The following is a 21,990-nucleotide window of genomic DNA, read 5'->3' as shown; positions in this document are numbered from 1 at the left end:
GGGGAGAAGAGGTTGGCGCCGGCGCCGACAGTCTCCTCTCCCCTCGGGGAGAGGTCAGCCGAGCGAAGCGGAGGGCTGGGTGAGGGGGAGCGCCCTATGCGATTTCTCCCAAAAGAATGACCCCGGAAATCGTCGCCGATTTCCGGGGTCACGCGTTGAGGAAGCCAGGCGGGGGTTCCGGCTCCTCAATGGCCTCCGCCGCCACCGCCGCCCTGCTGGGCCGGCTTGTTGATGAACAGCACGAAGAATCCGAGCGAGGCGAACAGCACCGTCAGCATCATGAACACGTCCATGAAGGACAAAAGCGCCGCCTGCTGCTGCACCATGCCGGACAGTTTCGAGATCGCGGCCGTCGTGGCATCGAGCCCGGCGGTCTGCTCGAAATTCTGCGTCATGTTCTGCAGCTTCTCCTGCGCCGCCGCGCTGCCCCACTGCACATGCTCGGAAAGCCTTGCATAATGGAAGGCGTTGCGGTCGATCAGCACCGTGTTGATCACCGCGAGGCCGACAGCGCCGCCGAGGTTGCGGGTCAGGTTGAACAGGCCCGACGCATTCTTCAGCCGGTCCGGCGGCAGCGTGCCGAGCGCGATGTTGTTGATCGGCACCATGCACAGCATCATCGAGCAGCCGCGCAGGATCTGCGGGATAAGCAGCTCATAAAAATCCCAGTCGGCGGTGAGATGCGTCATCCACCATGTGCCGGTGGCGAAGCCGAGGAAGCCGATCATCATCATCAGCCTGAGATCGATCTTGTTCGACAGGATGCCGGCAATCGGCGCGGTGAAGAACATCGCCAGGCCGCTGACGAACAGCGCCTCGCCGATCATCATCGAATCGTAGCCGCGGATGCGCCCTAGGAACACCGGATAGAGGTAGGTGAGCCCGTAAAGGCCGATGCCGACGACGAAGGAGAACAGCGAGCCGAAGGCGAAATTGACGTTGCTGAACGCCCTGAGGTCGACGATCGGTTCCTCGGCGGTGAAGACGCGCCAGAAGAAGATGATGCCGCCGATGGTCATGATGACGGCGCAGGCAAACACTGCCGGCTCCTGCAGCCAGTCATGGTTCGGGCCTTCCTCCAGCACATATTCCATGCAGCCGAGGAAAGCGGCCATGCCGGCCAGGCCCCACCAGTCGAACTTGGAGAACAGTTTCAGGTTGGGCTTGTCGAAATCGATCAGCGCCCAGGCCGCCGTCGCCACCAGGATGCCGGGCACGACATTGATCAGGAACAGCCAGTGCCAGGACATGGCGTGGCTGATATAGCCGCCCACCGTCGGGCCGATCGTCGGCGCCAGCGTCGCCACCAGGCCGATCATCGGCGAGACGACGGCGCGCTTGGAGGGCGGGAAGATGGTGAAGGCGGCCGCGAAGACACTGGGGATCATGCCGCCGCCGATGAAACCCTGGATGGCGCGGTAGACGATCATCTGGTCGATGTTGGTGGCGGTGGCGGCCAGCGCGCTGGCCGCGGTGAAGCCGGCCGCCGCGGTGGTGAACAGCACGCGCGTCGACAGCATGCGGCTGAGGAAGCCGGATAGCGGGATCATCACCACCTCGGCGATCAAATAGGCGGTTTGCACCCACGGGATCTCGTCGGAGCTGGCCGAGAGGCCCGCCTGGATTTCCGACAGCGATGCCGAGACGATCTGGATGTCGAGGATCGCCATGAACATGCCGAACACCATCGCCAGGAAGGCGACGACGCGGCGCACAGGCATATGGTCCGCGGGCAGGGCCGGCGCGGCGACGACCGGGCGTCCGGGCATTGATCCTGCGGTGATGGTTGCGGTTGCCATGTCATGGCCTCCCTAAGCAATTCTCGAGGACGAGCGTTGGCGGTCCCGGATTGCGTCGAAACGGATAAAGCAGGCTGGGCGGCCCGGCGCTCGAATGGCCACCGAACCGCCCCCCAATAGCCTAGTTGGTCGTCGAGGCCGGCGCGGTGCGGCTGTCGACCGCGACGACGACACTCAAGCCCGCGCGCAGCTTGCCGGTCTTCAAGACGTCGGCCGGCACGTCGATGCGCACCGGCACGCGCTGCACCACCTTGGTGAAGTTGCCGGTGGCGTTTTCCGGCGGCAGCAGCGAGAACACCGCGCCCGAAGCCGGCGCCAACGAGGAGACCGTGCCTTGGAAGGCCTGGCCGTCGATCGCGTCCACGGTGATGCGGACCTTCTCGCCAGGCACCATGTGGCCGAGCTGCGTCTCCTTGAAGTTGCCGACGATGTAGAGCTTGTCCATCGGCACGACGACGGCGAGCTTCTGTCCAGGGCTGACGAGGTCGCCCTGCTCGACCGAGCGGTTGCCGACGACGCCGTCATAGGGCGCCTTCAGCACGGTGAAGGACAGGTCGCGCTGGGCCTTGTCGCGGGTGAGCTGCAGCGAGGCCAGCGTCGAGGCCGATTCCGCGCGCTGCGCTTCCAGAACGCCGATATTGGCCTGCGCCGCGGCGATCTGGGCGTCGGCGCCGACAAGCGCCGCCTTGGCCTGGTCGAGCGCGGTCTGGGCGTCGTCGAGCTGCGCCTGCGTGCCGACATGGGTCTTGAGCAGCTGCGCGGCGCGGTCCTGGGCGCGCGCCGCATTGTCGGCGGCGGCCTGGTCCGCGACCTTCGAGGCCTGGGCCTGCTGCAGCGAAGCCTCGGCTGCCTTGGTCTGGGCATCGATGCGGTCGAGCGTCTTGCTCAATGTGGCGATCTGCGCCTCGGCCTGGGCGACCGCGATCTTGTAGTCGCCATTGTCGATGACGAACAGCGGGTCGCCGGCCTTGACCTGCTGGTTCTCGCTCACCAGCACCTTGTCGATATAACCGGATATTTTCGGCGACACGAACGACATATCGGCCTGGACATAGGCGTCGTCGGTGGAGATCATGAACCGGCCGTCGGTCCAATAGTCATACCCATACCAGGAGCCGGCGCCGAGCAGGGCGAGGCCGATGATCGGCAAAAGGAAAGAGCGCACCGAACGCTTCTTCTTGGCAGGCCCTTCGGCCGGAGCCGCGACGGGAGCGGCGGGCTGGACAGGAACTTCCGGCGCTTCGGTCGACGGTTGGACCTTGGCGTTGGGAAACGTGCGGACTTCGGCGGTGGCGGGCGCGTTGGAGGACATGAGTATCTCTCTGGAATGTCAGTCATACTGAACCGTTCGGTTCGAATTGGTGATTGACATAGCGCGGAAAGAGGACCATATCAAGAGGAAATCGAACCGAGCGGTTCGAAATATTTTCTAAGGAATGACTTCCATGGTCGAAACGACAGCCGATAGCGATCTGCTCGACTTACGCAAGGGACGGCCGGCGGCCGGACAGGACCCGGTCAAGCGCGCCCAGATCATCGAAGGCGCCCGACGCGTCTTCATAGACAAGGGCTTCGAGGCCGCCTCGATGAACGACATAACGCGCGAGGCCGGCGTCTCCAAGGGCACGATCTACGTCTATTTCGAGAACAAGGAAGAGCTGTTCGAGGCTCTCATCGAGGAAGAGCGCGGCACCATCTTCAAGAACATGTATGAGGTGCTCGACCATTTCGACGACCTGCGCAACACGCTGGTGAAGTTCGGCATGGGGCTCTCCGCCAAGATCACCTCGGCCAAGGTCATCCAGGCCCAGCGCACCGTGGTCGGCGCGTCCGACAGGATACCCGAGCTCGGCGCGCGTTTTTACGAGCGCGGCCCGAAGCGCGGCCACGACAAGGTCATGGCCTTCCTCGCCGAAGCCGTCGAACGCGGCCTGCTCAAGATCGACGATGTCGACCTTGCCGCCTATCAGTTCACCGAACTCTGTCTCGCCGGCCTGTTCCGCCAGTGCATCTTTTCCTACCGCACCAAGGCGCCGAGCCTGGCGGAGATCGAGCATATCGTGACGTCCGGCGTCGATGTGTTCCTCAAGGCCTACGCAACCGAAAAATTCCTCGCCGAGGAACGGGCGCTGCAATCCGCCTGACCGCCATCAGGCGTGTGGATCCGAAGCGAGACCGAAGGGCCGTGGCGCGCCTTCGAGGGCGCGGACATGACGGCTGAACGCGACGCCGTCGAGGTCGTCCGCCGACCCTCTTAAAATATCGATCGCCATCGTCCGGCAGGCACTTTCGGAAGGACCTGTTAACCATCGCTTCCTATGTCTCGGGAGACGTTCAATCGGCGAGTCTCGAGAATGACATCCATGCGCTTTTCCCGTGCCAACCTTTCCGGCGCTTCCGCCTACAACGGCGAAGACGATGACCGCGCCGAGGATGTCGGGAGCGCTGGCCGAGGCCCGCAAGCGGGGCAGGTGGTCGCCTTGCGCGCGGCGCCGGCGGGCGAATCGGACGCGGCTCACGCCGCATCGTCCGACTCGGCCGATGACGGCGAGTTCAACCGCCCGACATGGCAGAATTATTTCTTCCTCGCGCCCAATGTGCGCTTTACCCGCACGCCGGACACCGACCTCGCCAAGCGAACCGCCCCGCAGGAAGATGCCGCGCAGAACAAGGCGCCCATCCGCGAATCTGTCCGGCCGGCGCCGGCCGCTCCGGTCCGGAAAAGTCCCGCCGTCACAGCCGCTCCTGCCGCGGCGCCGATGCAAGCCAAAGCGGCCCGCGCGCCTTCCACGGTCACCCCAGCCGCGATCCCCGTTCCTCCGGCCGCGTCGCCCCAGGCCGCTGCCGCTGCGGCGCCCAGGCCGCGCATGACGGGATTGCGCTGGTCCTATCTTTCCGACCATGCCTTCTTCGAATTCGGCATGCCCTTCCTCGCCGAGCGCCTGGCGCGGGCACGTTTGAACGAAGCCGGTCAGGCGCCCGCCGTTCCGGCGCAGCCCCCCGTCAAGCCGACGCCGGCGCATCGTCCGGCAGCCGAGCCGAACCAGACCCGCGCCGCCTTCATGAGCGAGGCGACGGCGTTTTACCGGGTCATCGAATGGCGCTCCAACGTGGCGGACGCCGGCTTCGCCTCGGCGCCGGCCGCGGCAGCCGTCCAGCCTGCACCTGTCGAGCCCATGCCGGTTTCCGCTCCGTCGAGTGTGCGGACGGCCAGGCAGGCGCCTTCGCTGCCCATGGCCGGAGAGGTCATGCCGCTATCCGCGATGGCCGGCTACGCGCTTCCCTCCGAGGATCTTCTGCAGATGCCGCCGGAAGGCCAGGGCTTCTACATGTCGCAGGAGCGGATGGAGCAGAACGCCGACCTGCTCGAAAGCGTGCTGGAGGATTTCGGCGTCAAGGGCGAGATCATCCATGTCCGCCCCGGTCCGGTCGTCACGCTCTACGAGTTCGAGCCGGCGCCGGGCGTGAAATCGAGCCGCGTCATCGGATTGGCCGACGACATCGCCCGCTCGATGTCGGCCATCTCGGCCCGCGTCGCGGTGGTGCCGGGCCGCAATGTCATCGGCATCGAGCTGCCCAACGAGACGCGCGAGACGGTCTATTTCCGCGAGCTGATCGGCTCGGCCGGTTTTCGCAACACCTCCTGCAAGCTGGCGCTCGGCCTCGGCAAGACGATCGGCGGCGAACCGGTCATCGCCGAGCTCGCCAAGATGCCGCATCTGCTGGTGGCGGGCACCACCGGCTCGGGCAAGTCGGTCGCCATCAACACCATGATCCTGTCGCTGCTCTACCGGATGAAGCCGGAGGAATGCCGCCTCATCATGGTCGATCCCAAGATGCTGGAGCTCTCCGTCTATGACGGCATCCCACATCTCCTGACGCCGGTCGTCACCGATCCCAAGAAGGCGGTGACGGCGCTGAAATGGGCGGTGCGCGAGATGGAGGACCGCTACCGCAAAATGGCGCGCCTCGGCGTGCGCAACATCGACGGCTACAACCAGCGCGCCGCAAGCGCCCGTGACAAGGGCGAGGTCGTGACCATGCAGGTGCAGACGGGCTTCGAGAGGGGCACGGGCGAGCCGCTGTTCGAGGAACGCTCGATCGACCTCGCGCCCATGCCCTATATCGTCATCATCGTCGACGAGATGGCCGACCTGATGATGGTCGCCGGCAAGGAGATCGAAGGCGCCATCCAGCGCCTGGCGCAGATGGCGCGCGCTGCCGGCATCCACTTGATCATGGCCACGCAGCGCCCGTCCGTCGACGTCATCACCGGCACGATCAAGGCCAATTTCCCGACCCGCATCTCCTTCCAGGTGACGTCCAAGATCGACAGCCGCACCATCCTTGGCGAGCAGGGTGCCGAGCAGCTGCTCGGCCAGGGCGACATGCTGCATATGGCCGGCGGCGGGCGCATTTCGCGCGTGCACGGCCCGTTTGTCTCCGACCTGGAGGTCGAGCAGGTCGTGGCGCATCTGAAAGCGCAGGGGCGCCCCGAATATCTCGACACCGTCACCGCCGACGAGGAAGAGGCTGAGGAAGCGGCCGATACCGGCCCGGTCTTCGACAAAAGCGCGATCGCCGAGGAGGATGGCGATGCCCTCTATGAAGAGGCCATCAAAGTGGTCAAGCGCGACAAGAAATGCTCGACCTCCTACATCCAGCGCCGCCTCGGCGTCGGCTACAACCGCGCCGCCTCGCTGGTCGAACGCATGGAAAAGGAAGGCCTTGTCGGCGCCCCCAACCATGTCGGCAAGCGCGAGATCCTGACCGGCCGGCGCGATCGTGAGCCCGAACGCGACGAGACGGATTGATCCCTGGAGGATCGGCCTCTGGCGAGCGGCGTCAGCCGCCGTTCGCCACCAGGGCGATCGCCGCGCGCAGCTCATCCAGCCCCGCGGCTTTTTCAGACGAGGTGGCCAGCACCACCGGAAACGCCGCCGGCCGCTTCTTGATCTTGGCCAGCGTCTCCTCGATCAGCCTCGGCACGCCGGCGGCCTTGATCTTGTCGGTCTTGGTCAGCACCACCTGGTAGGACACCGCAGCCTTGTCGAGCAGGGTCAGCACTTCCTCGTCCTTGGCCTTGATGCCGTGGCGCGCGTCGATCAGCACATAGACGCGCTTCAGCGTCACGCGGCCCTGCAGATATTCGTAGATCAGCTTGGTCCACTCATCGACCTTGTCCTTCGGCGCGCTCGCATAGCCGTAGCCCGGCATGTCGACCAGCGCCATCGGCGGCAGGTCGGCGCCTTCGCCGGAAAAGCCGTCCGGCACGAAATAGTTGAGCTCCTGCGTGCGGCCCGGCGTGTTCGACGTCCGCGCCAGGCCCTTGTGCCCGACCAGCGCGTTGATCAGCGACGACTTGCCGACATTGGAGCGGCCGGCGAAGGCGATCTCCGGCGGCCCTTCCGGCGGCAGGAACTTCATCGACGGCACTCCGCGGATGAAGACCCAGCCGCGGGTGAACAGCTCCGGGCTGATCGCCGTTTGGTTCGTGCTCTTGTCGCCTGTCATTTTTTCGGGCGCGTTCAAACCGCTGCCTCCAGCCTGGAAATGTCGGCGCCGCGAATGGCATTGAGGTTGCGGCCGATCTTGTCGACCGGCCAGTCCCACCAGGCCGCCTTGAGCAGCCGCCGCACCGTGAATTCGTCGAAGCGCATCTTCACCACCTTGGCCGGATTGCCGGCGACGATCGCATAAGACGGCACGTCGTGCGTGACAACCGATTTCGCCGCCACGATGGCGCCGTCGCCCACCGTCACGCCCGGCATGATCACCGCATCCATGCCGATCCACACGTCATTGCCGATAAGAGTGTCGCCGCGTATCTCCTTCGACCATGTCTCAGGGTCGAAGCCTTCCTCCCAGCCATGGCCGAAGATGTTGAACGGATAGGTCGAGAAGCCGGACATGGCGTGATTGGCCCCGTTCATGATGAAGCGCGTGCCTTCCGCGATGGCGCAGAACTTGCCGATCACCAGCCGGTCGCCGATGAAGTCGTAGTGATGCAGCACGCATTTCTCGGCGAATTTGTCGGGACCGTCGGGATCGTCGTAATAGGTGAAGTCGCCGATCTCGATGTTGGGCGACGTCACCAGCCCCTTCAGGAAGCCGACGCGCGGATGCATTGCGATCGGATGCTTGATGTCGGGGTTGGGTCCGGTCATCGCGGTCCCTCCATGGTAGCAGGCATGTTCCGGCGCGGCTGCCGACACCCGCGCGCTATCAAACTAACGTGATCCGTTCTCCAGCGCCAACCGTTCAACGGTTGCCGCGGCAGATCACGATGGGATTGGAAAGGGCGCTGTCGAAGCCGCTGCCTTGATACACCTGGACGTTCGAGGCGCCGGGCGGCAGCGAGAAGCTGCCCTCGACGATTTTCTGGTCGCCGGTCGTCGTGTGCAGCGCCCAGCTGAAGGTGCAGAACTGCGGCGGCGCCTTGGGTTGCACGTGGCTGCAGTTGAGCTGCGCGCCGCCCAGCATCGCAGCTCCGCCGCAGCTCACCGCGTCCTTCGCGGCAGCCGGAAAGGCGTATCCCATGAGCAGCGCCAGCATGGTGATCTTGAGCCGGTTCATCGTCTTGTCCTTGCCGTAACCCGCGCCGGTCCGGCCGGGGTTCTGGCCTATGCGATATTTTTACCAAGCGCCTTAGTCGGTCTTGCGCTCCGCGTCCAGCAGGATTATGTGCATGATGATAATAAGCATGCTCACGAAGGCTTGTTCGCCGATTCCGAAGACCTCCCATGTCCACCTCGCCCAATATCAGCTTCGTGCTGCACGATGTCGCGCGCCTGCTCAGGAAGCGTTTCGAACAGCGCTCGCGCGCCGCCGGCCTGACCCGCGCGCAATGGCAGGTGCTGGCCTATCTTTCGCTGCATGAGGGTATCCACCAGAACAAGCTGGCCGACCTCATCGAGATCATGCCGATCACGCTGGCAAGGCTGCTCGACAAGATGCAGGCGGGCGGCTTCATCGAACGCCGGCCCGATCCGGCCGACCGCCGGGCATGGCTTCTCTATCTGACCCCGAAGGCCCATCCGCTCATCGAAGTGATGCGCAGCAACGGCCAGAAGACGCGCGAGGAGGCCTTCACCGGCCTGTCCGCGGACGCGCAGCGGCAACTGCTGCAAACCCTTTGCCTGATCAAATCCAATCTGCTCGAGGCCTGCGCCCAGCCGGCCGTCGACCGGGAGAAAGTCAATGTCTGAAGGAAACTCACCCAGAAAGCCCGCCGACGAGGAAAGAGCAAGCGACCAGGTCATTCACCTGGACAGCCAGCGCGAGCAGAGGCGCGGCAATCCGCCTGTCGTCGAAGACGACGAGCTGGAAACCCCCATTGCCCCGGAGCCGGCAGCCGAGGCTCCCTCGGCACAGCCGAAGCCGGCTGCCGTCACGGTGGCTCCGCCCGCTCCCGTAAAGCCGCGCCGCAGCCGGACGCGGCCGATCCTGTTCGCGCTGCTGCCCGTCGCGCTGGTGGCCGGCGGCTACTACTATGTCGTCGGCGGCCAGGTCATGACCACCGACAACGCCTATATCCAGGCGCAGTCGCTCGGCGTTTCGACCGACGTCTCCGGCACCGTGCAGGAGATCGACGTGCATGACAACCAGGCGGTGAAGAAGGGCGATGTGCTCTTCCGTCTGCGGCCCGCCTCCTTCGAAACCGCGCTCGCCGGCGCCAAGGCGCAGCTCGGCACCGTGCGCAACCAGGTGCTGACGCTGCAGGCAAGCTACCAGCAGTCGCTGGCGTCGATCGACCAGGCGCAAGCGGACATCCCCTATTACGAGTCGGCCTTCCAGCGTCAGCAGGACCTGCTCAAGACCTCGACCGCTTCCAAGGCGACCTTCGACAGCGCCCAGCACGACCTCGTCGCCGCCCGCCAGAAGGTGACCGTCGCCAAGGCGCAGGCGCAGGCGATGCTTGCCCAGCTCGGCGGCGACGCCAGCCAGCCGGTCGAGCAGAACCCGTTCTATCTCCAGGCCCAGTCCGCGGTGGACGACGCCCAGCGCAACCTCAACGATTCCATCGTCAAGGCGCCGTTCGACGGCGTCGTCACCAATGTCGACGCGCTGCAGGTCGGCAAGTACCTGCCGGCCTCGCAGCCGGCCTTCAGCCTGGTATCGTCGACCGACATCTGGATCGCCGCCGAGCCCAAGGAAACCGAGCTGACCTATGTGCGCCCGGGCCAGGAGGCGACGATCAGCATCGACGGCTATCCGGGCGAGGTCTGGCACGGCACGGTCGGCTCGATCAGCCCGGCTTCCTCGTCGAGCTTCTCGCTGCTGCCGGCGCAGAACACCAGCGGCAACTGGGTCAAGGTCGTGCAGCGTATCCCGATGCGGGTGACGATCGACGATCCGGACGGCAAGCCGCCGCTGCGCGGCGGCATGAGCGCGGTGGTCGGCATCGACACCGGCCATGCCCGCGGCCTGCCCGACTTCGTCACCGACCTCTTCAAGCGGTTCGGACAAAAGTCATGACCACCGCTTCCGCGACAGGCGCGCCCGCGGTCGCCAATCGCGGCGCCATTACCGCTTGCGTGATCCTGGCGGTCATCATGCAGGCGCTGGACACCACCATCGCCAATGTGGCGCTGCCTTATATCCAGGGCAGCGTCTCGGCCAGCGCCGACCAGATCAACTGGGTGCTTACCTCCTATATCGTCGCCGCGGCCGTGATGACGCCGCCATCCGGCTATCTGGCCAACCGCTTCGGCCGCAAGCGCATCCTTCTGGTGGCGATCACCGGCTTCGTCGTCGCCTCGGTGCTGTGCGGCTTCGCGCAGTCGCTGCCGCAGATCGTCGGCTTCCGCCTGCTGCAGGGCCTGTTCGGCGCGGCGCTCGTGCCGCTGTCGCAGTCGATCCTGCTCGACATCTACAGCGTCGAGGAGCGCGGCTCGGCCATGGCGCTGTTCGGCGTCTCGGTCATGGTCGGCCCGGTGCTGGGGCCGGTCATCGGCGGCTGGCTGACCGAGAACGTCTCCTGGCGCTGGGTCTTCTACATCAACGTGCCGATCGGCGCGCTGGCCTTTATGGGCGTCTCGATGTTCGTCCAGGAAACCAAGCTCGACCTCAAGGCCAGGCTCGACTGGCTGGGCTTCGGCATGCTCTCGATCGCCATCGCCTCGCTGCAGATGTTCCTCGACCGCGGCGAGCAGCTCAACTGGTTCTCCTCAGCCGAGATCATCGTCGAGGCCCTGGTCTGCGCCTCGGCCTTCTACATCTTCATCGTCCACACCTTCACCGCGCGCGACACCTTCGTGAACCCGCGGCTGTTCCTCGACCGCAACTTCGCCGTCGGCATGGTGTTCATCTTCATCATCGGCATCACCTATCTCGCCTCGCTGGCGCTGATGACGCCTTACCTGCAGACGCTGATGGGCTATCCGGTGGTGACCGCCGGCATCGTCATGGGGCCGCGCGGCCTCGGCACAATGGCCTGCATGTTCATCGTCGGCCGGCTGGTCGGCAAGGTCGACACGCGCTGGCTGCTGTTCATCGGCCTTGCGATCACCGCCTGGGCGATGTACGACATGACCGGCTGGACGCCGGACGTCTCGCAATGGACGATCATTAGCACCGGCTTCATCCAGGGCGCCGGCTTGGGCTTCCTGTTCGTGCCGCTCACCACCATCACCTTCGCCACGCTGGCGCCGGAACGGCGCGCGGAAGGCACCGGCCTCTACAATCTGTCGCGCAATATCGGCTCCAGCGTCGGCATCTCGGTGGTCACGGCGCTCTTGACGCAGAACCAGCAGATCAACCACGCCAACATCGCCACCTATGTGACGCCCTACAATCCGGCCTTCAGCGATCCGGCGATCTCGCAGGCGCTGAGCCCCTACACCGCCGCCGGCCGTGCCGCGCTCGACGGCCTGGTCACGCTGCAGGCGACGATCATCAGCTATGTCGACGACTTCAAGCTGATGATGATCCTGTCCCTGGCCGCCATCCCGCTGGTGCTTCTGCTGCGCAAGCCGGGCACGCCGGCCAAGATCGATCACAGCGCCGTCATGGAATGAAGGACCGGGATCCCGCCGCCGCGGGATCCCGGCCTGCCGGACAGCCTCCCAAACACCGGCGTCGTTGCGCCGGAAGCGATCCGGCCCTTTGGGGAGGACTGGGATCATACGAAGCGAGCCGGCGCGGAGTTTCACGGCTTCTGATAAATTTGCGAAAATCATTCTCGCCCCGGCACATCGAGGGCAATCACGTATGGGTTTATCGGTGAAGGCCAACGCAACGCCGCCGATCAAGGCATGCCGGTTATCTGAACTCCGAAAGCCACACGCGATCGCCTTGTCCGAATGGCACCGACGTTGGAGATCGGCCGAACCCCCTGTGACGTCGTCATGCTCGGGCTTGACCCGAGGATCCATTCCGTGACCTTTGCCGCAGAGTGTAGCAGCGCAGAATTCTGTAACCGTTGCAATGCCTTAGCGTAACGGCATGGATTCCAGGGTCTGCGCGCGTCGCTTCGCTCCTTGCTCCGCCCCGGAATGACGACCGGGAAGAGAGACACGGCCAATCGCGAAGGTGGCGCTGTCCCGTCGGCATTTCCAACGAAAAACCCCGGCCATTGGCCGGGGTTTTGGTGTGGGGGTCGGGGTGCCGGCTATTCCGCCGGCGATGGTTTCTTGCGGAATAGCGCCGCCAGATTGTCCCACAATTCGATCTTGGCGCCCTGGCGCTTCATGATCACGCCCTGCTGCAGGATCGACAGCGTGTTGTTCCAGGCCCAGTAGATGACGAGGCCGGCCGGGAACGAGCCCATCATGAAGGTGAAGATCACCGGCATCCAGGTGAAGATCGCCGCCTGCGTCGGGTCCGGCGGCGCCGGGTTCATGCGCATCTGCAGGAACATGGTGATGCCCATCACCACCGCCCAGGCGCCCATATGCGGCAGGAAGGCGGGCGCCGCGAACGGCAGCAGGCCGAACAGGTTGAAGACCGACGTCGGATCGGGCGCCGCAAGGTCGTGGATCCAGCCGAAGAACGGCGCGTGCCGCATCTCGATGGTGATGTAGAGCACCTTGTAGAGCGAGAAGAAGACCGGGATCTGCAGCGCCACCGGCCAGCAGCCGGCCAGCGGATTGATCTTCTCCGTCTTGTAGAGCTCCATCATCGCCTGCTGCTGCTTCATCTTGTCGTCCGCGTATTTCTCGCGGATCTCGACCATCTTCGGCTGCACCTTCTTCATATTCGCCATCGAGGCATAGGACTTGTTGGCCAAGGGGAAGAAGATGGCCTTGACGACGACGGTGGTGGCGAGGATCGCCAGGCCGAAATTACCGAAGAATTTGTAGAGCGTGTCGATCAGCCAGAACATCGGCTTGGTGATGAAATAGAACCAGCCCCAGTCGATCAGAAGGTCGAACTGGCGGATCTGGCGGTCCTTGGCATAGGCGTTGATGGTCGAGACTTCCTTGGCGCCGGCGAAGATCTCGGACTCGACCGTCGTCGACTGTCCCGGCGCGACGCTGATCGCGTCGGACAGATAGTCGGACTGGTAGCTGTGGCTGTGCGGTCCGTCCTTGAACTCGAAATAGGAGAATTTCGGCTGGAAGGGCTGCTTCTCGGTCGGGATGAGCGTCACAGCCCAGTACTTGTCGGTGATGCCGAGCCAGCCATTGGTCGACTTGCTGGGCGTGTATTCCTTGTCCTTCTCGATCTTGGCGTATTTGTACTCCTGCAGCCCTTCGCTGCCGGTCACGCCGATCAGGCCCTCATGCAGCACATAGGTGCTGGCGACGGCCGGCTTGTCGAAACGAGTGACGCGCCCGTAATTGTAAAGCGAGACGGCGGCCGTTCCGGAATTCTGCACCGTGTCGGAAACGGTGAACATGTATTCGTTGTCGATCGAGATGGTGCGCTTGAACGTCAGGCCCTTGTCGTTGGTGAAGGTCAGCGTCACCGGCGTCGACGGCGTCAGCGTCGGATTGCCGTCGACGCTCCACACCGTGTCCGCGCCCGGAACGGCGCCGGTCGTGTCGTTGCCGACGAAGCCGATCTCGGCGAAATAGCCGTTGGGCAGCGAGGAGGGATTGAGCAGCTCGATCTCGGGCGAATTCTTGTCGACCGTCTCGGTGTAGTGCTTGAGCTTCAGGTCGTCGAGGCGCGCGCCGGTCAGGTTGATCGAGCCCTCGAGGCTGGGCGTGTCGATCTTGACGCGCTTGGTCGCGGCGATCGCCTGATCGCGGCTGGCCGCCGTCACGGTATCGCCGCCGGGCGCGTTGGGGATGGCGCCGGGCGCCGGAGCCTGCGTCCCGGACGCGCCGGAAGTGGCGGCACCGCCCGCTTCCTTCTTCTGCGCCTCGACGCGTTGCTGCTCGATGCGGGTCTGCTCGCGCTGCTGCTCCATCTTCGGGTTCATATAGAACACCTGCCAGAGCGTCAGGATCAGCACCGACAGCGCGATGGTGATGAAGAAATTGCGGTTGTTTTCCATCGAAAGCCCTTGGCCTATCGTGTTCCGCGCAGCCGGCGGGAAAGCTCGGCCTTCAACTGGCCGAACGGTATGGCAAGCACGTCTTCACGCCCGACGATGACATAGTCATTGCCGGGCGCCATGTCATCGGCGGCATGTACGCGCACGGCTTCCCGCAGCCGCCGCCGGACGCGGTTGCGCACCACGGCGTTGCCGACCTTCTTGGTGACTGTGTAGCCGACGCGCGGCGCGGACGCATCGCCGCGGTCGAGAACTTCAACGAGAAAAAGCCGTCCGCGGCGTTTCTCGCCGCCGCGCACAGCCAGGAAATCCGCGCGTTTCAGAAGCCGTCCGGGAACCTGTCCCTTTGGCTTGCCGGTTGCGGGCAACGATCTCGTCTTCCGCTCAGGCGCTGAGCCGCTTGCGGCCGCGATTGCGGCGGGCGGCAACGACGCCTCGGCCACCCTTGGTGGCCATGCGGGCACGGAACCCATGCCGGCGCTTACGGACGAGCTTGGACGGTTGGTAGGTACGCTTCATTTGTTTTAATACCGCGGGGTGCGGCCCTTCTTGATTCTGTCACTCTGTAACAGGAGCTTTGCCGGGCCGGCTTAGGCGCGATCGAAACCGCGCCGGGACAAATGGCCCGAGCGTGAGCGGGCTTATAGAAAGAAGGTTTTTGGAAGTCAATCCAGGGTGCTTCCAAGGGCATTTTTTGCTGGACCAAGGTTGAAATTGGCAAAAAAGCCGCAAATCGCATAACCTTGGCCGATCAAGCCTTTGTGAAATGCGCGTCAATGACGGGTGAAACTCTGTCCACGACCGGGAAGGCAAGGCCGGCGGCGGCGAATTCGACGCGCCGGGTGCCGCTGTCGCGCGGCCTGTCGACCAAGCTCCTCCTGCTCACCATCGCCTTCGTGCTCCTGGCCGAAGTCCTGATTTTCCTGCCCTGGATCGCCAGCTACCGGGTCAATTGGCTGAAGGAGCGGTTGAGCACCGCCGCCGCCGTATCGATCGTGCTCTTGCAGGGCGAGCCCAACGCGCTGTCGCACAACGCCCAGAACGACGTGCTGATGGCGATCGGCGCCAAGGCGATCGCCGTGCGCGACGGCGGCGTCTCGCGGCTGCTCGTCGTTTCCGACATGCCGCCGCAGGTCGACGTGCATATCGACATCGCCGATGTCGGCCTGGTCAACGGCATGACCGGCGCGCTCGACACGCTGTTCTTCGGCGGCAAGCGCATGCTGCGCGTCTTCGGCCCGGTCGGCGACAGCGACAAGGAATTCGAGCTGATCATGCCGGATTACCGCTTGCGTGACGCCATGCTGAGATACTCGCGCAACGTCGCCGTCGTCTCGCTGCTGATTTCGCTCTTCACCGCCATGCTGGTCTATGCGGCGATCGACCTGATCATGATCGGGCCGATCCGCACCATGACGCGCTCGATCCTGGCCTTCTCCGAGGCGCCCGACGATCCCGGCCGCGTCATCCGCCCCGGCGACCGCGCCGACGAGATCGGGGTGGCCGAGCGCGAGCTGTCGCAGATGCAGGACCGGCTGCAGAAGATGCTGTCGGAACAGAAGCATCTCGCCGACCTCGGCCTGGCCGTCTCCAAGATCAACCACGACATGCGCAACATCCTGGCATCCGCCCAGCTGATGTCGGATCGCCTGCGCCAGGTGAAGGACCCGACCGTGCAGTCCTTCGCGCCGAAGCTTCTGCGCGCCCTCGACCGCGCCGTCTCCTATTCCGAAGGCGTGCTTCACTATGGCCGCACGCAGGAACCGGCGCCGTCGCGCCGGCGGCTGAGGCTGCGCCAGCTGGTCGACGACGTGCACGGCCTGCTCGACATCGAGGAGGGCATCGAGTTCATCAATGGCGTCGAGCTCGCCTTCGAGGTCGACGCCGATTCCGACCAGCTGTTCCGGGTACTCACCAATCTCTGCCGCAACTCCGTGCAGGCGATGGCCGCCGACACCGAAAGCGCGGTGGTGCGCCGGCTGGCGGTCGCGGCCGAGCGTCACGGCAGCGTCAGCCGCATCACCGTCAGCGACACCGGCCCAGGTCTGCCGCCCAAGGCGCGCGAGAACCTGTTCGCCGCCTTCCGCGGCTCGGCGCGCAGCGGCGGCACCGGCCTTGGCCTGGCGATCGCGCATGAATTGATCCGCGCCCATGGCGGCACGGTCGAGCTCGTCGAATCGATCGGCGGCCGCACCGTCTTCGCCGTCACCATTCCCGACCAGCCGGTGCGGCTCGACCAGGCGCGCAACGGCCTGCGCCGCCCGGCTTGAGGCTGTCACCCCCGGCTGAGCCGCCGATCGGCAGCGACGCAGCTCGATCAGTGCCGGCAAAAACACCTGCGACAAAACTTTTGCCGGGATCGGCTTGCTTTTCGCAAATTCAGTCGTTAGGGAACACTCCACATCGCGGCCGGCCGTCTCGACCGGATCGCGGGGCTTGTGTCACACACGGCCTGTTGCGCGCCCGTAGCTCAGCTGGATAGAGCACCAGACTACGAATCTGGGGGTCAGGAGTTCGAATCTCTTCGGGCGCGCCAAAATCTCGAAACCGTCCATTCGCGCCGCATCCACGAGGTCGACACCCCAAAGGTTTTTCGACCGGATGATCCGCTTGGCGGGAGCGGACGGGGTGTTCATCCGCACTCCAAAAACCAATTGCAAAATAAAATCGGTCGATCTAACCTGAACCGATTGCATAACGCAATCAGATTGCGCGAACGCCATGTGAGGAACAGGCAATGGCCAAGCTCGTGTTCGGAATGAACCAGTCGCTGGACGGTTACGTCGATCACATGGCGTTTGGGCCGAGCCCCACACTCTTCCGCCACTTCATCGAGGACGCGCGGAGGCAGGCCGGCAGCATCTACGGCCGTCGCATGTACGAGATCATGCGCTATTGGGACGACGATCATCCTGAATGGGATTCCGAGCGGCTTGCCTACGCGGCGGCGTGGCGGCGCCAGCCGAAATGGGTCGTCTCGCGTTCGTTGCAATCGGTCGGCCCCAACGCCACGCTTGTCGAGGGCGATCTCGAGGGCGCGATCCGCAAGCTGAAGGCCGGACGCGACGGCGAGATCGAAGTCGCCGGCCCGGACCTGGCACGAGGTCTCACCGAACTCGGCCTGATCGATGAGTATCGGATCTACCTGCACCCGGTGGTGCTTGGTCACGGCAAGCCCTATTTCGCCGGACCCCGGCCGCCGCTGCGCCTGATGGCGCATGACCGGATCGGCGAGGATGTGATCCGGTTGTCCTACGTTCCCGCCTGATCTCGCGATGCCCGCCCGTCTTCGGGCGCGCCATTCAGTGTTCGAACGTCCGCTCAGAAATGGTCAGGTGAGTCGGACGATCTTGAAGCCCCCGATCTCCTTGACGACCGGATGATCCTTCCAGCGCTCGACATCGTGCAGCACGACGAGCTTAGACAGGTCGCCGCCGGGTCTCAGATCGCCTGCGGTGCCGTTCGGGCTTGCACGAGCAGCCAGCGTTCGAACCCCCACAAAAGGATCGGACAGGCCATGAGAGCTGCAGAGCCGAGGCCGAGGGCCGCACCTGCGCTGCCAGTCCAAAGCGCAAGCCTGCCGCCGAGCCAAGGCGCGATCAGCATCGTGGCGTAGTAAACCATGTAGAAGAGTCCCATTCCCAGCGCCCGTGTCGCCGGCGCCAGCACCCGCGCCGGCAGGCTCATGATCGATCCGGCCGGGAGCCCGCAGACGAGGCCGAGCGCAACCAATGTGGGCGGCACCGGCGAGCCGCGCCACAACAGAGCAATCAGTGCAGCGAAAGCGAGGCTGCTTGCGACAAGCAGCGCATTGCGGCTTCCCGCGCGGTCCGCGAGGTAGCCTCCGAGCGCAACCGAAAGGGCCGTGAGCCACAGCACGATGCTGACCTCTGAGCCGGCCGCGGCCGTCGACCAGCCGCGCTCGACCAGCATCGACGGCGCGAAACTGAAGATCATGGCGAAGCCGACATTGTACAAGGCCCATATCGCGCCTGCCAGCAGCACGGCCCAGACGGCAGGCGGCCCGAGCCGCGCGGCTTGCGCCGAAGCCGGGGCGACGGAGTGGCCCGGCGGCCGGTAGCAAAACCCCACCAGCGCCAGGGCTGCGCCGATAAGCGCCATGACCGCGATCTGCGTGCTCGCAATTCCGAACCCGGCCTGGATCAGCGGCAGCGCGACGAGAGTCAGGGCAATGCCCAGCGGCCATGAGTTGATGAAGATCGCCATCGCCGTAGCGATCTGCCGGCCCGCAAACCAGTCGACCATCATTTTGGTCATAAGTACGTTCAACAGCACGCCGCCTGTGCCGGCGATCAGCCGGCCTGCGATCTGCACGCTCCATGAACTCGAGCTGCAAAGCAGTGCCTCGCCCGCCAGCATCATGAACAATCCGGCAAGCACGGTTGCCTTGTCGCCAAAACGCCGTCCGATCGCACCGCCCGGGAACGCCAGCGCGATGCCCGGCGCGAAATAGAGGCCTATGAGCACGCCTATGTCGGCAAGGTCGGCGTTCAATGCCTTCCCAAGCTCCGGCGCGATGGCCGCGATGCTCTGGAATTGCACCGCCATCGCGGTGCGAGCGACGAAGAGGACGGCAAGGATCGTCCAGCGGCCGCGCACGGGTCCTCCTACGGACTTTCGAATTATCCAGGCCTGATATTTTGGTTCAGCCGGAAGAAATTGGTCGGATCGTACTGCTTCTTGATGGCGGCGAGGCGCGCATAATTGGCGCCATAGGCATCACGCACGCGCTCGTCGCCTTCGTCGCCAAGATTGTTGGCATAAACGCCGCCGGTTGAGAACGGTCTGACAGCATTCCAAAGCTCGCGCGCCCAACCGATATTGGCCGCATCATCGGCCGGATCGTCCCAGATGGCGATCGGGAAGCAGTCGAGCGCCGCATCGCGGTTAGCGTAGGGCGATGCCGACGCGGGTACGCGGGCGATCGCGCCGCCGACTTGCTGGAAGACCAGCAGGGACGAGCGATTGGGGGCCTTGGTGTAAGCGTCAAGCAGCGCCTCGATCGCGCCATCGCTGATCCCGCGCAGGAACTGCGCCTTCCAGTAATAGCGTCGCCCGCGTGGAAAGAGGCTGTCGCCCGCCGATTGAATCTGGACGTAGGGGATGGCTTGGAGCCGGCTATCGATGGGAGATCCGAATTTCATCAGCGGCGCGACGACGGCCTCGCCGGTTTCGAGCGGCCCGGCATAGCAGGCGGAAATGCTGAAGGTGCGCTCGCCCGAGGGCAGCGTGACGAGCGCGGCATCGACGCTCACCTCGTCCGGGGCGTCGCGGGAGAATTTGTCGTAGAACCGCATGGCCTCCTGCGCCTGATCCCAGGCGTGAAGCACCGAGCCCACGAGAAGGTCCGGGCCGAGCGGGTGCAGCCGGTATTCGAATGCCGTCACGATGCCGAAATTGCCGCCGCCGCCGCGCAATGCCCAGAACAGGTCAGGGTGCTCGCCGGCGCTTGTCCGCAACAGCCGTCCGTCGGCGGTGACGATTTCAGCAGCGATCAGATTATCGCAGCTGAGACCATGCTTGCGCCCGAGCTTGCCGAAGCCGCCGCCGAGTGTCAGGCCGGCAATGCCGGTGTCGCCGTTGACGCCCATGGTCGTCGCGAGACCGTAGGCCTGTGTGGCTGCGTCGAACTCGCCGAGATTGAGGCCGGCTTCGGCTTTGGCAATGCGGCGCTCGGGGTCGATCGCGATCTTCTTCATGCGGGATAGATCGATCACCAGTCCATCGTCGCAGACCGACAGACCGGCGACGTTATGACCGCCGCTGCGAACCGCCACGAGACAGCCTTGCGACCGGGCATAGGTCACCGCTTGGACGACGTCATCAGGATTGGCGCAAAAGATGATTGCGGCAGGGCGTTTGTCGATCGCCCCGTTCCAGACTCTGCGCGCCTGATCGTAGCCGGCATCCGTTGGCAATACCAGTTCGCCTTGCAAGCTCTGCCGCAGCTGTTCGATCGCGGTGCCCGGCGAATGAGATCGGTCCAACCGCGTGTCGGCCTGTTGAGGAATCTCCATCGTTGTCTCCCTCGGTTCCAACAATGCTAAGGTCTCACAGGAACCCGACCTTCCGCAAAAGCGAAATTCTTAGCGACTGGGTGAGCAAAATTCATCTACATTGCAGGCATGAGAAACTTGCCGCCGCTCCGTGCTTTGCACGCCTTCGAGGCCGCCGCCCGGCATGGCAGCTTCAAGGCCGCGGCGGTGGAGCTCGGCGTGACGCCGACAGCGATCAGCCACCAAATCCGCTTGCTGGAAGAGATATGCGGCCGCAAGCTGTTCCAGCGCCGGCCGCGCCCGCTTGCGCTGACAAGCGCCGGAGCGCGACTTTTTCCCATCCTGCGTAACGGCTTTGATATTCTCGCCGGCTCCCTTGCCGCGGTCGCCGAGCCCGATGTCCAGGCGCCAATGCGGGTCACAAGCCCGAACGCTTTCGCCAGCCGGTGGCTGGTGCCGCGCTTATCGAAATGGCGAGAGGCCAACCCGGCCGTGCCGCTGGAGATCATCGGGACGGACGCGGTCCTCGATCTGCGCGCTGGCGTCGCGGATGTGGCGGTCCGCTACACGCGGCGCCCGCCTCTGGGATTTGCGGGGCAAGAGCTGTGCCGCGATTCCTTTTTTCCCATATGCAGCCCGCGATTGTTGGCTAGCGATGGGCGGGCGATCGAGCGGGCCGCCGATCTGTTGCGCTATCCGTTGATCCATTTCGACTGGATGAATCGGGACCCGGACGCGCCGACCTGGCGCCGATGGTTGGCGACGGCCCGATCAATCGATCCCGACCTGATCTCCGACAAAGCCTGGGATTTGAGTTTCCGCGAGGAGCTGCATGCAATCGACGCGGTTGTCGCCGGGCAAGGCATCGCTATCCTGAGCGACGTCGTCGTCGGCCGCGAACTGGAAAGCGGCTCGCTCGTCAAGGCCCATCCCTTATCCTTGCCGGGCTATAGCTTCTATGTCGTGTGGATGCAGCACAATCCGCGATCCGGGGTGATGGAGACCTTCCTGGCCTGGATGAGAACCGTCCTGTGAGATTGCCGACCTGCGAGCCGGATTTACCGGGTCGCGGTCAATTCGATTGTCCGGAAGTCTCGCGCCGCGGCGGCTGAAGGGCGCCCGCCTTGCCGTTCGCGCCGTCGAGCAGCGCGATCAATCCCTTGAGGATCTCGATCGGCGGCGGCGGGCATCCCGGAATGTGCAGGTCGACCGGCATCACGTCCGACACGCCGCCGACGACAGCGTAGCTGCCGGCAAAGCAGCCGCCGTCCTTGGCGCAGCCGCCGAGCGCGACCACCCATTTCGGGTTGGGCGTCGCGTCCCAGACCCGCTTCAGCGCCTCGCGCATGTTCTTGGTGACCGGTCCGGTGACCAGAAGCACATCGGCATGGCGCGGCGAGGCGACGAAGCGGAAGCCGAAGCGCTCGATATCGTAGAAGGCGTTGTTGAGCGCGTGCATCTCGAGCTCGCAGCCATTGCAGGAACCGGCGTCGACGGCGCGGATCGACAGGCTCCGGCCGAGCCGCTTGCGGGCAACGCCGTCGAGCGCCCTCGCCAGCTCGTCGACGGCCGCGTCGCTGACTTGCGGCGGGCGCTCGGTCAGGGGCGGGCGGATCAGGCTTTCGAAGAGCAGTTTTCGCATGACGGTATGCCTTGGTCCGGCTTGGAGCAGTTCAGCGTCTGATAGAATCGCCGACCTGCTTCAACTCTTTGTTTTTGCGCAATTCCG

At 64.7% G+C, this 21,990-nt stretch carries 19 protein-coding genes and 1 tRNA gene; 9 read left to right on the top strand and 11 right to left on the bottom strand.

The window, feature by feature from the left end; translation table 11 throughout:
• Window positions 1-185: 185 nt before the first annotated feature.
• Both FJ471_RS02060 and FJ471_RS02055 read right to left on the bottom strand, forming a co-directional pair.
• Window positions 186-1,769, bottom strand: a complete 1,584-nt coding sequence (locus tag FJ471_RS02060) for a DHA2 family efflux MFS transporter permease subunit (protein WP_224669376.1) — start codon at window positions 1,767-1,769, stop codon at window positions 186-188.
• A gap of 151 nt (window positions 1,770-1,920) precedes the next feature.
• The gene (locus FJ471_RS02055; RefSeq protein WP_140801512.1) at window positions 1,921-3,111 is read right to left on the bottom strand and encodes an HlyD family secretion protein; all 1,191 of its coding nucleotides are present in this window, start codon (window positions 3,109-3,111) and stop codon (window positions 1,921-1,923) included.
• A 133-nt stretch (window positions 3,112-3,244) separates the two neighbouring features.
• On the opposite strand from FJ471_RS02055, the gene FJ471_RS02050 reads away from it, so the two are divergent.
• Together FJ471_RS02050 and FJ471_RS02045 are read left to right on the top strand one after the other, a co-directional pair.
• A complete protein-coding gene (locus FJ471_RS02050; protein ID WP_140801511.1) occupies window positions 3,245-3,943 on the top strand; it encodes a TetR/AcrR family transcriptional regulator in 699 nt (232 codons plus the stop codon).
• A 210-nt stretch (window positions 3,944-4,153) separates the two neighbouring features.
• On the top strand, window positions 4,154-6,613 hold the full coding sequence (locus tag FJ471_RS02045) for a DNA translocase FtsK (protein ID WP_140801510.1): 2,460 nt from the start codon (window positions 4,154-4,156) through the stop codon (window positions 6,611-6,613).
• Between the two features lie 31 nt (window positions 6,614-6,644).
• Here FJ471_RS02045 and yihA read toward each other — a convergent pair whose 3' ends face one another.
• The 3 genes from yihA to FJ471_RS02030 all read right to left on the bottom strand — a co-directional run bounded on the left by yihA (window position 6,645) and on the right by FJ471_RS02030 (window position 8,375).
• Window positions 6,645-7,313: a ribosome biogenesis GTP-binding protein YihA/YsxC gene (gene yihA, locus FJ471_RS02040; protein ID WP_140801617.1), complete on the bottom strand. Its 669-nt coding sequence runs from the start codon at window positions 7,311-7,313 to the stop codon at window positions 6,645-6,647.
• Window positions 7,314-7,327: 14 nt separating this feature from the next.
• Window positions 7,328-7,966, bottom strand: coding sequence for a CatB-related O-acetyltransferase (locus FJ471_RS02035; protein ID WP_140801509.1), 639 nt, complete (start codon window positions 7,964-7,966; stop codon window positions 7,328-7,330).
• A 94-nt stretch (window positions 7,967-8,060) separates the two neighbouring features.
• Complete coding sequence (locus FJ471_RS02030; protein WP_140801508.1) at window positions 8,061-8,375, bottom strand: hypothetical protein; 315 nt, start codon at window positions 8,373-8,375, stop codon at window positions 8,061-8,063.
• A gap of 167 nt (window positions 8,376-8,542) precedes the next feature.
• Here FJ471_RS02030 and FJ471_RS02025 point away from each other — a divergent pair, with 167 nt between their 5' ends.
• From FJ471_RS02025 to FJ471_RS02015, 3 genes are read left to right on the top strand one after another with little or no spacing between them, the layout of a single operon-like run.
• Complete coding sequence (locus tag FJ471_RS02025; RefSeq protein ID WP_140801507.1) at window positions 8,543-9,007, top strand: MarR family winged helix-turn-helix transcriptional regulator; 465 nt, start codon at window positions 8,543-8,545, stop codon at window positions 9,005-9,007.
• Window positions 9,000-10,277: an HlyD family secretion protein gene (locus FJ471_RS02020; RefSeq protein WP_140801506.1), complete on the top strand. Its 1,278-nt coding sequence runs from the start codon at window positions 9,000-9,002 to the stop codon at window positions 10,275-10,277. The genes FJ471_RS02025 and FJ471_RS02020 overlap by 8 nt, the downstream gene beginning before the upstream one ends.
• Entirely contained in the window at window positions 10,274-11,818 is a 1,545-nt protein-coding gene (locus tag FJ471_RS02015) for a DHA2 family efflux MFS transporter permease subunit (RefSeq protein ID WP_140801505.1), read from the top strand. Before FJ471_RS02020 ends, FJ471_RS02015 begins: the two co-directional genes overlap by 4 nt.
• A gap of 593 nt (window positions 11,819-12,411) precedes the next feature.
• Here FJ471_RS02015 and yidC read toward each other — a convergent pair.
• Genes yidC through rpmH form a run of 3 tightly spaced genes read right to left on the bottom strand, consistent with a single transcriptional unit; the run spans window position 12,412 to window position 14,763 of the window.
• Window positions 12,412-14,244 (bottom strand): membrane protein insertase YidC, encoded by a 1,833-nt coding sequence (yidC, locus tag FJ471_RS02010; RefSeq protein ID WP_140801504.1) that lies wholly within the window; start codon window positions 14,242-14,244, stop codon window positions 12,412-12,414.
• A 14-nt stretch (window positions 14,245-14,258) separates the two neighbouring features.
• The gene (rnpA, locus tag FJ471_RS02005; RefSeq protein ID WP_140801503.1) at window positions 14,259-14,612 is read right to left on the bottom strand and encodes a ribonuclease P protein component; all 354 of its coding nucleotides are present in this window, start codon (window positions 14,610-14,612) and stop codon (window positions 14,259-14,261) included.
• A 16-nt stretch (window positions 14,613-14,628) separates the two neighbouring features.
• Window positions 14,629-14,763, bottom strand: coding sequence for a 50S ribosomal protein L34 (rpmH, locus tag FJ471_RS02000; protein ID WP_008833937.1), 135 nt, complete (start codon window positions 14,761-14,763; stop codon window positions 14,629-14,631).
• 257 nt (window positions 14,764-15,020) lie between these two features.
• Between rpmH and FJ471_RS01995 the strand changes: the two genes are divergently transcribed.
• The 3 genes from FJ471_RS01995 to FJ471_RS01985 all read left to right on the top strand — a co-directional run bounded on the left by FJ471_RS01995 (window position 15,021) and on the right by FJ471_RS01985 (window position 17,512).
• Window positions 15,021-16,514 (top strand): HAMP domain-containing sensor histidine kinase, encoded by a 1,494-nt coding sequence (locus FJ471_RS01995; RefSeq protein WP_140801502.1) that lies wholly within the window; start codon window positions 15,021-15,023, stop codon window positions 16,512-16,514.
• A 189-nt stretch (window positions 16,515-16,703) separates the two neighbouring features.
• Window positions 16,704-16,780, top strand: a tRNA-Arg gene (locus FJ471_RS01990).
• Window positions 16,781-16,981: 201 nt separating this feature from the next.
• Window positions 16,982-17,512 carry a dihydrofolate reductase family protein gene (locus FJ471_RS01985; RefSeq protein ID WP_140801501.1) on the top strand — a complete coding sequence of 177 codons (531 nt, stop codon included), beginning with the start codon at window positions 16,982-16,984 and terminating at the stop codon, window positions 17,510-17,512.
• Between the two features lie 173 nt (window positions 17,513-17,685).
• Here FJ471_RS01985 and FJ471_RS01980 read toward each other — a convergent pair whose 3' ends face one another.
• The gene (locus FJ471_RS01980) at window positions 17,686-18,864 is read right to left on the bottom strand and encodes an MFS transporter (RefSeq protein WP_140801500.1); all 1,179 of its coding nucleotides are present in this window, start codon (window positions 18,862-18,864) and stop codon (window positions 17,686-17,688) included.
• Between the two features lie 23 nt (window positions 18,865-18,887).
• Window positions 18,888-20,282, bottom strand: a complete 1,395-nt coding sequence (locus FJ471_RS01975; RefSeq protein ID WP_140801499.1) for an FAD-binding oxidoreductase — start codon at window positions 20,280-20,282, stop codon at window positions 18,888-18,890.
• A gap of 108 nt (window positions 20,283-20,390) precedes the next feature.
• On the opposite strand from FJ471_RS01975, the gene FJ471_RS01970 reads away from it, so the two are divergent.
• A complete protein-coding gene (locus FJ471_RS01970) occupies window positions 20,391-21,296 on the top strand; it encodes a LysR substrate-binding domain-containing protein (RefSeq protein ID WP_140801498.1) in 906 nt (301 codons plus the stop codon).
• A gap of 37 nt (window positions 21,297-21,333) precedes the next feature.
• On the opposite strand, the gene nuoB is transcribed toward FJ471_RS01970, so the two are convergent.
• The gene (gene nuoB, locus FJ471_RS01965) at window positions 21,334-21,903 is read right to left on the bottom strand and encodes an NADH-quinone oxidoreductase subunit NuoB (RefSeq protein WP_140801497.1); all 570 of its coding nucleotides are present in this window, start codon (window positions 21,901-21,903) and stop codon (window positions 21,334-21,336) included.
• Window positions 21,904-21,990 lie beyond the last annotated feature (87 nt).

Origin of the sequence: Mesorhizobium sp. B2-7-1 (assembly GCF_006440735.1) — a bacterium.
In the GTDB taxonomy this organism is placed as follows: Bacteria; Pseudomonadota; Alphaproteobacteria; order Rhizobiales; family Rhizobiaceae; genus Mesorhizobium.
Note: the sequence above shows the minus strand (reverse complement) of the source record. Positions and strands in the feature narration are given on the sequence as shown.

Excerpts from the sequence above, each read along its gene's own strand:
- FJ471_RS02060 (WP_224669376.1), bottom strand. The coding sequence starts at position 1,769 with ATGCCCGGACGCCCGGTCGTCGCCGCGCCGGCCCTGCCCGCGGACCAT.
- FJ471_RS02055 (WP_140801512.1), bottom strand. The coding sequence starts at position 3,111 with ATGTCCTCCAACGCGCCCGCCACCGCCGAAGTCCGCACGTTTCCCAAC.
- FJ471_RS02050 (WP_140801511.1), top strand. The coding sequence starts at position 3,245 with ATGGTCGAAACGACAGCCGATAGCGATCTGCTCGACTTACGCAAGGGA.
- FJ471_RS02045 (WP_140801510.1), top strand. The coding sequence starts at position 4,154 with ATGACATCCATGCGCTTTTCCCGTGCCAACCTTTCCGGCGCTTCCGCC.
- yihA (WP_140801617.1), bottom strand. The coding sequence starts at position 7,313 with ATGACAGGCGACAAGAGCACGAACCAAACGGCGATCAGCCCGGAGCTG.
- FJ471_RS02035 (WP_140801509.1), bottom strand. The coding sequence starts at position 7,966 with ATGACCGGACCCAACCCCGACATCAAGCATCCGATCGCAATGCATCCG.
- FJ471_RS02030 (WP_140801508.1), bottom strand. The coding sequence starts at position 8,375 with ATGAACCGGCTCAAGATCACCATGCTGGCGCTGCTCATGGGATACGCC.
- FJ471_RS02025 (WP_140801507.1), top strand. The coding sequence starts at position 8,543 with ATGTCCACCTCGCCCAATATCAGCTTCGTGCTGCACGATGTCGCGCGC.
- FJ471_RS02020 (WP_140801506.1), top strand. The coding sequence starts at position 9,000 with ATGTCTGAAGGAAACTCACCCAGAAAGCCCGCCGACGAGGAAAGAGCA.
- FJ471_RS02015 (WP_140801505.1), top strand. The coding sequence starts at position 10,274 with ATGACCACCGCTTCCGCGACAGGCGCGCCCGCGGTCGCCAATCGCGGC.
- yidC (WP_140801504.1), bottom strand. The coding sequence starts at position 14,244 with ATGGAAAACAACCGCAATTTCTTCATCACCATCGCGCTGTCGGTGCTG.
- rpmH (WP_008833937.1), bottom strand. The coding sequence starts at position 14,763 with ATGAAGCGTACCTACCAACCGTCCAAGCTCGTCCGTAAGCGCCGGCAT.
- FJ471_RS01995 (WP_140801502.1), top strand. The coding sequence starts at position 15,021 with ATGACGGGTGAAACTCTGTCCACGACCGGGAAGGCAAGGCCGGCGGCG.
- FJ471_RS01985 (WP_140801501.1), top strand. The coding sequence starts at position 16,982 with ATGGCCAAGCTCGTGTTCGGAATGAACCAGTCGCTGGACGGTTACGTC.
- FJ471_RS01975 (WP_140801499.1), bottom strand. The coding sequence starts at position 20,282 with ATGGAGATTCCTCAACAGGCCGACACGCGGTTGGACCGATCTCATTCG.
- FJ471_RS01970 (WP_140801498.1), top strand. The coding sequence starts at position 20,391 with ATGAGAAACTTGCCGCCGCTCCGTGCTTTGCACGCCTTCGAGGCCGCC.
- nuoB (WP_140801497.1), bottom strand. The coding sequence starts at position 21,903 with ATGCGAAAACTGCTCTTCGAAAGCCTGATCCGCCCGCCCCTGACCGAG.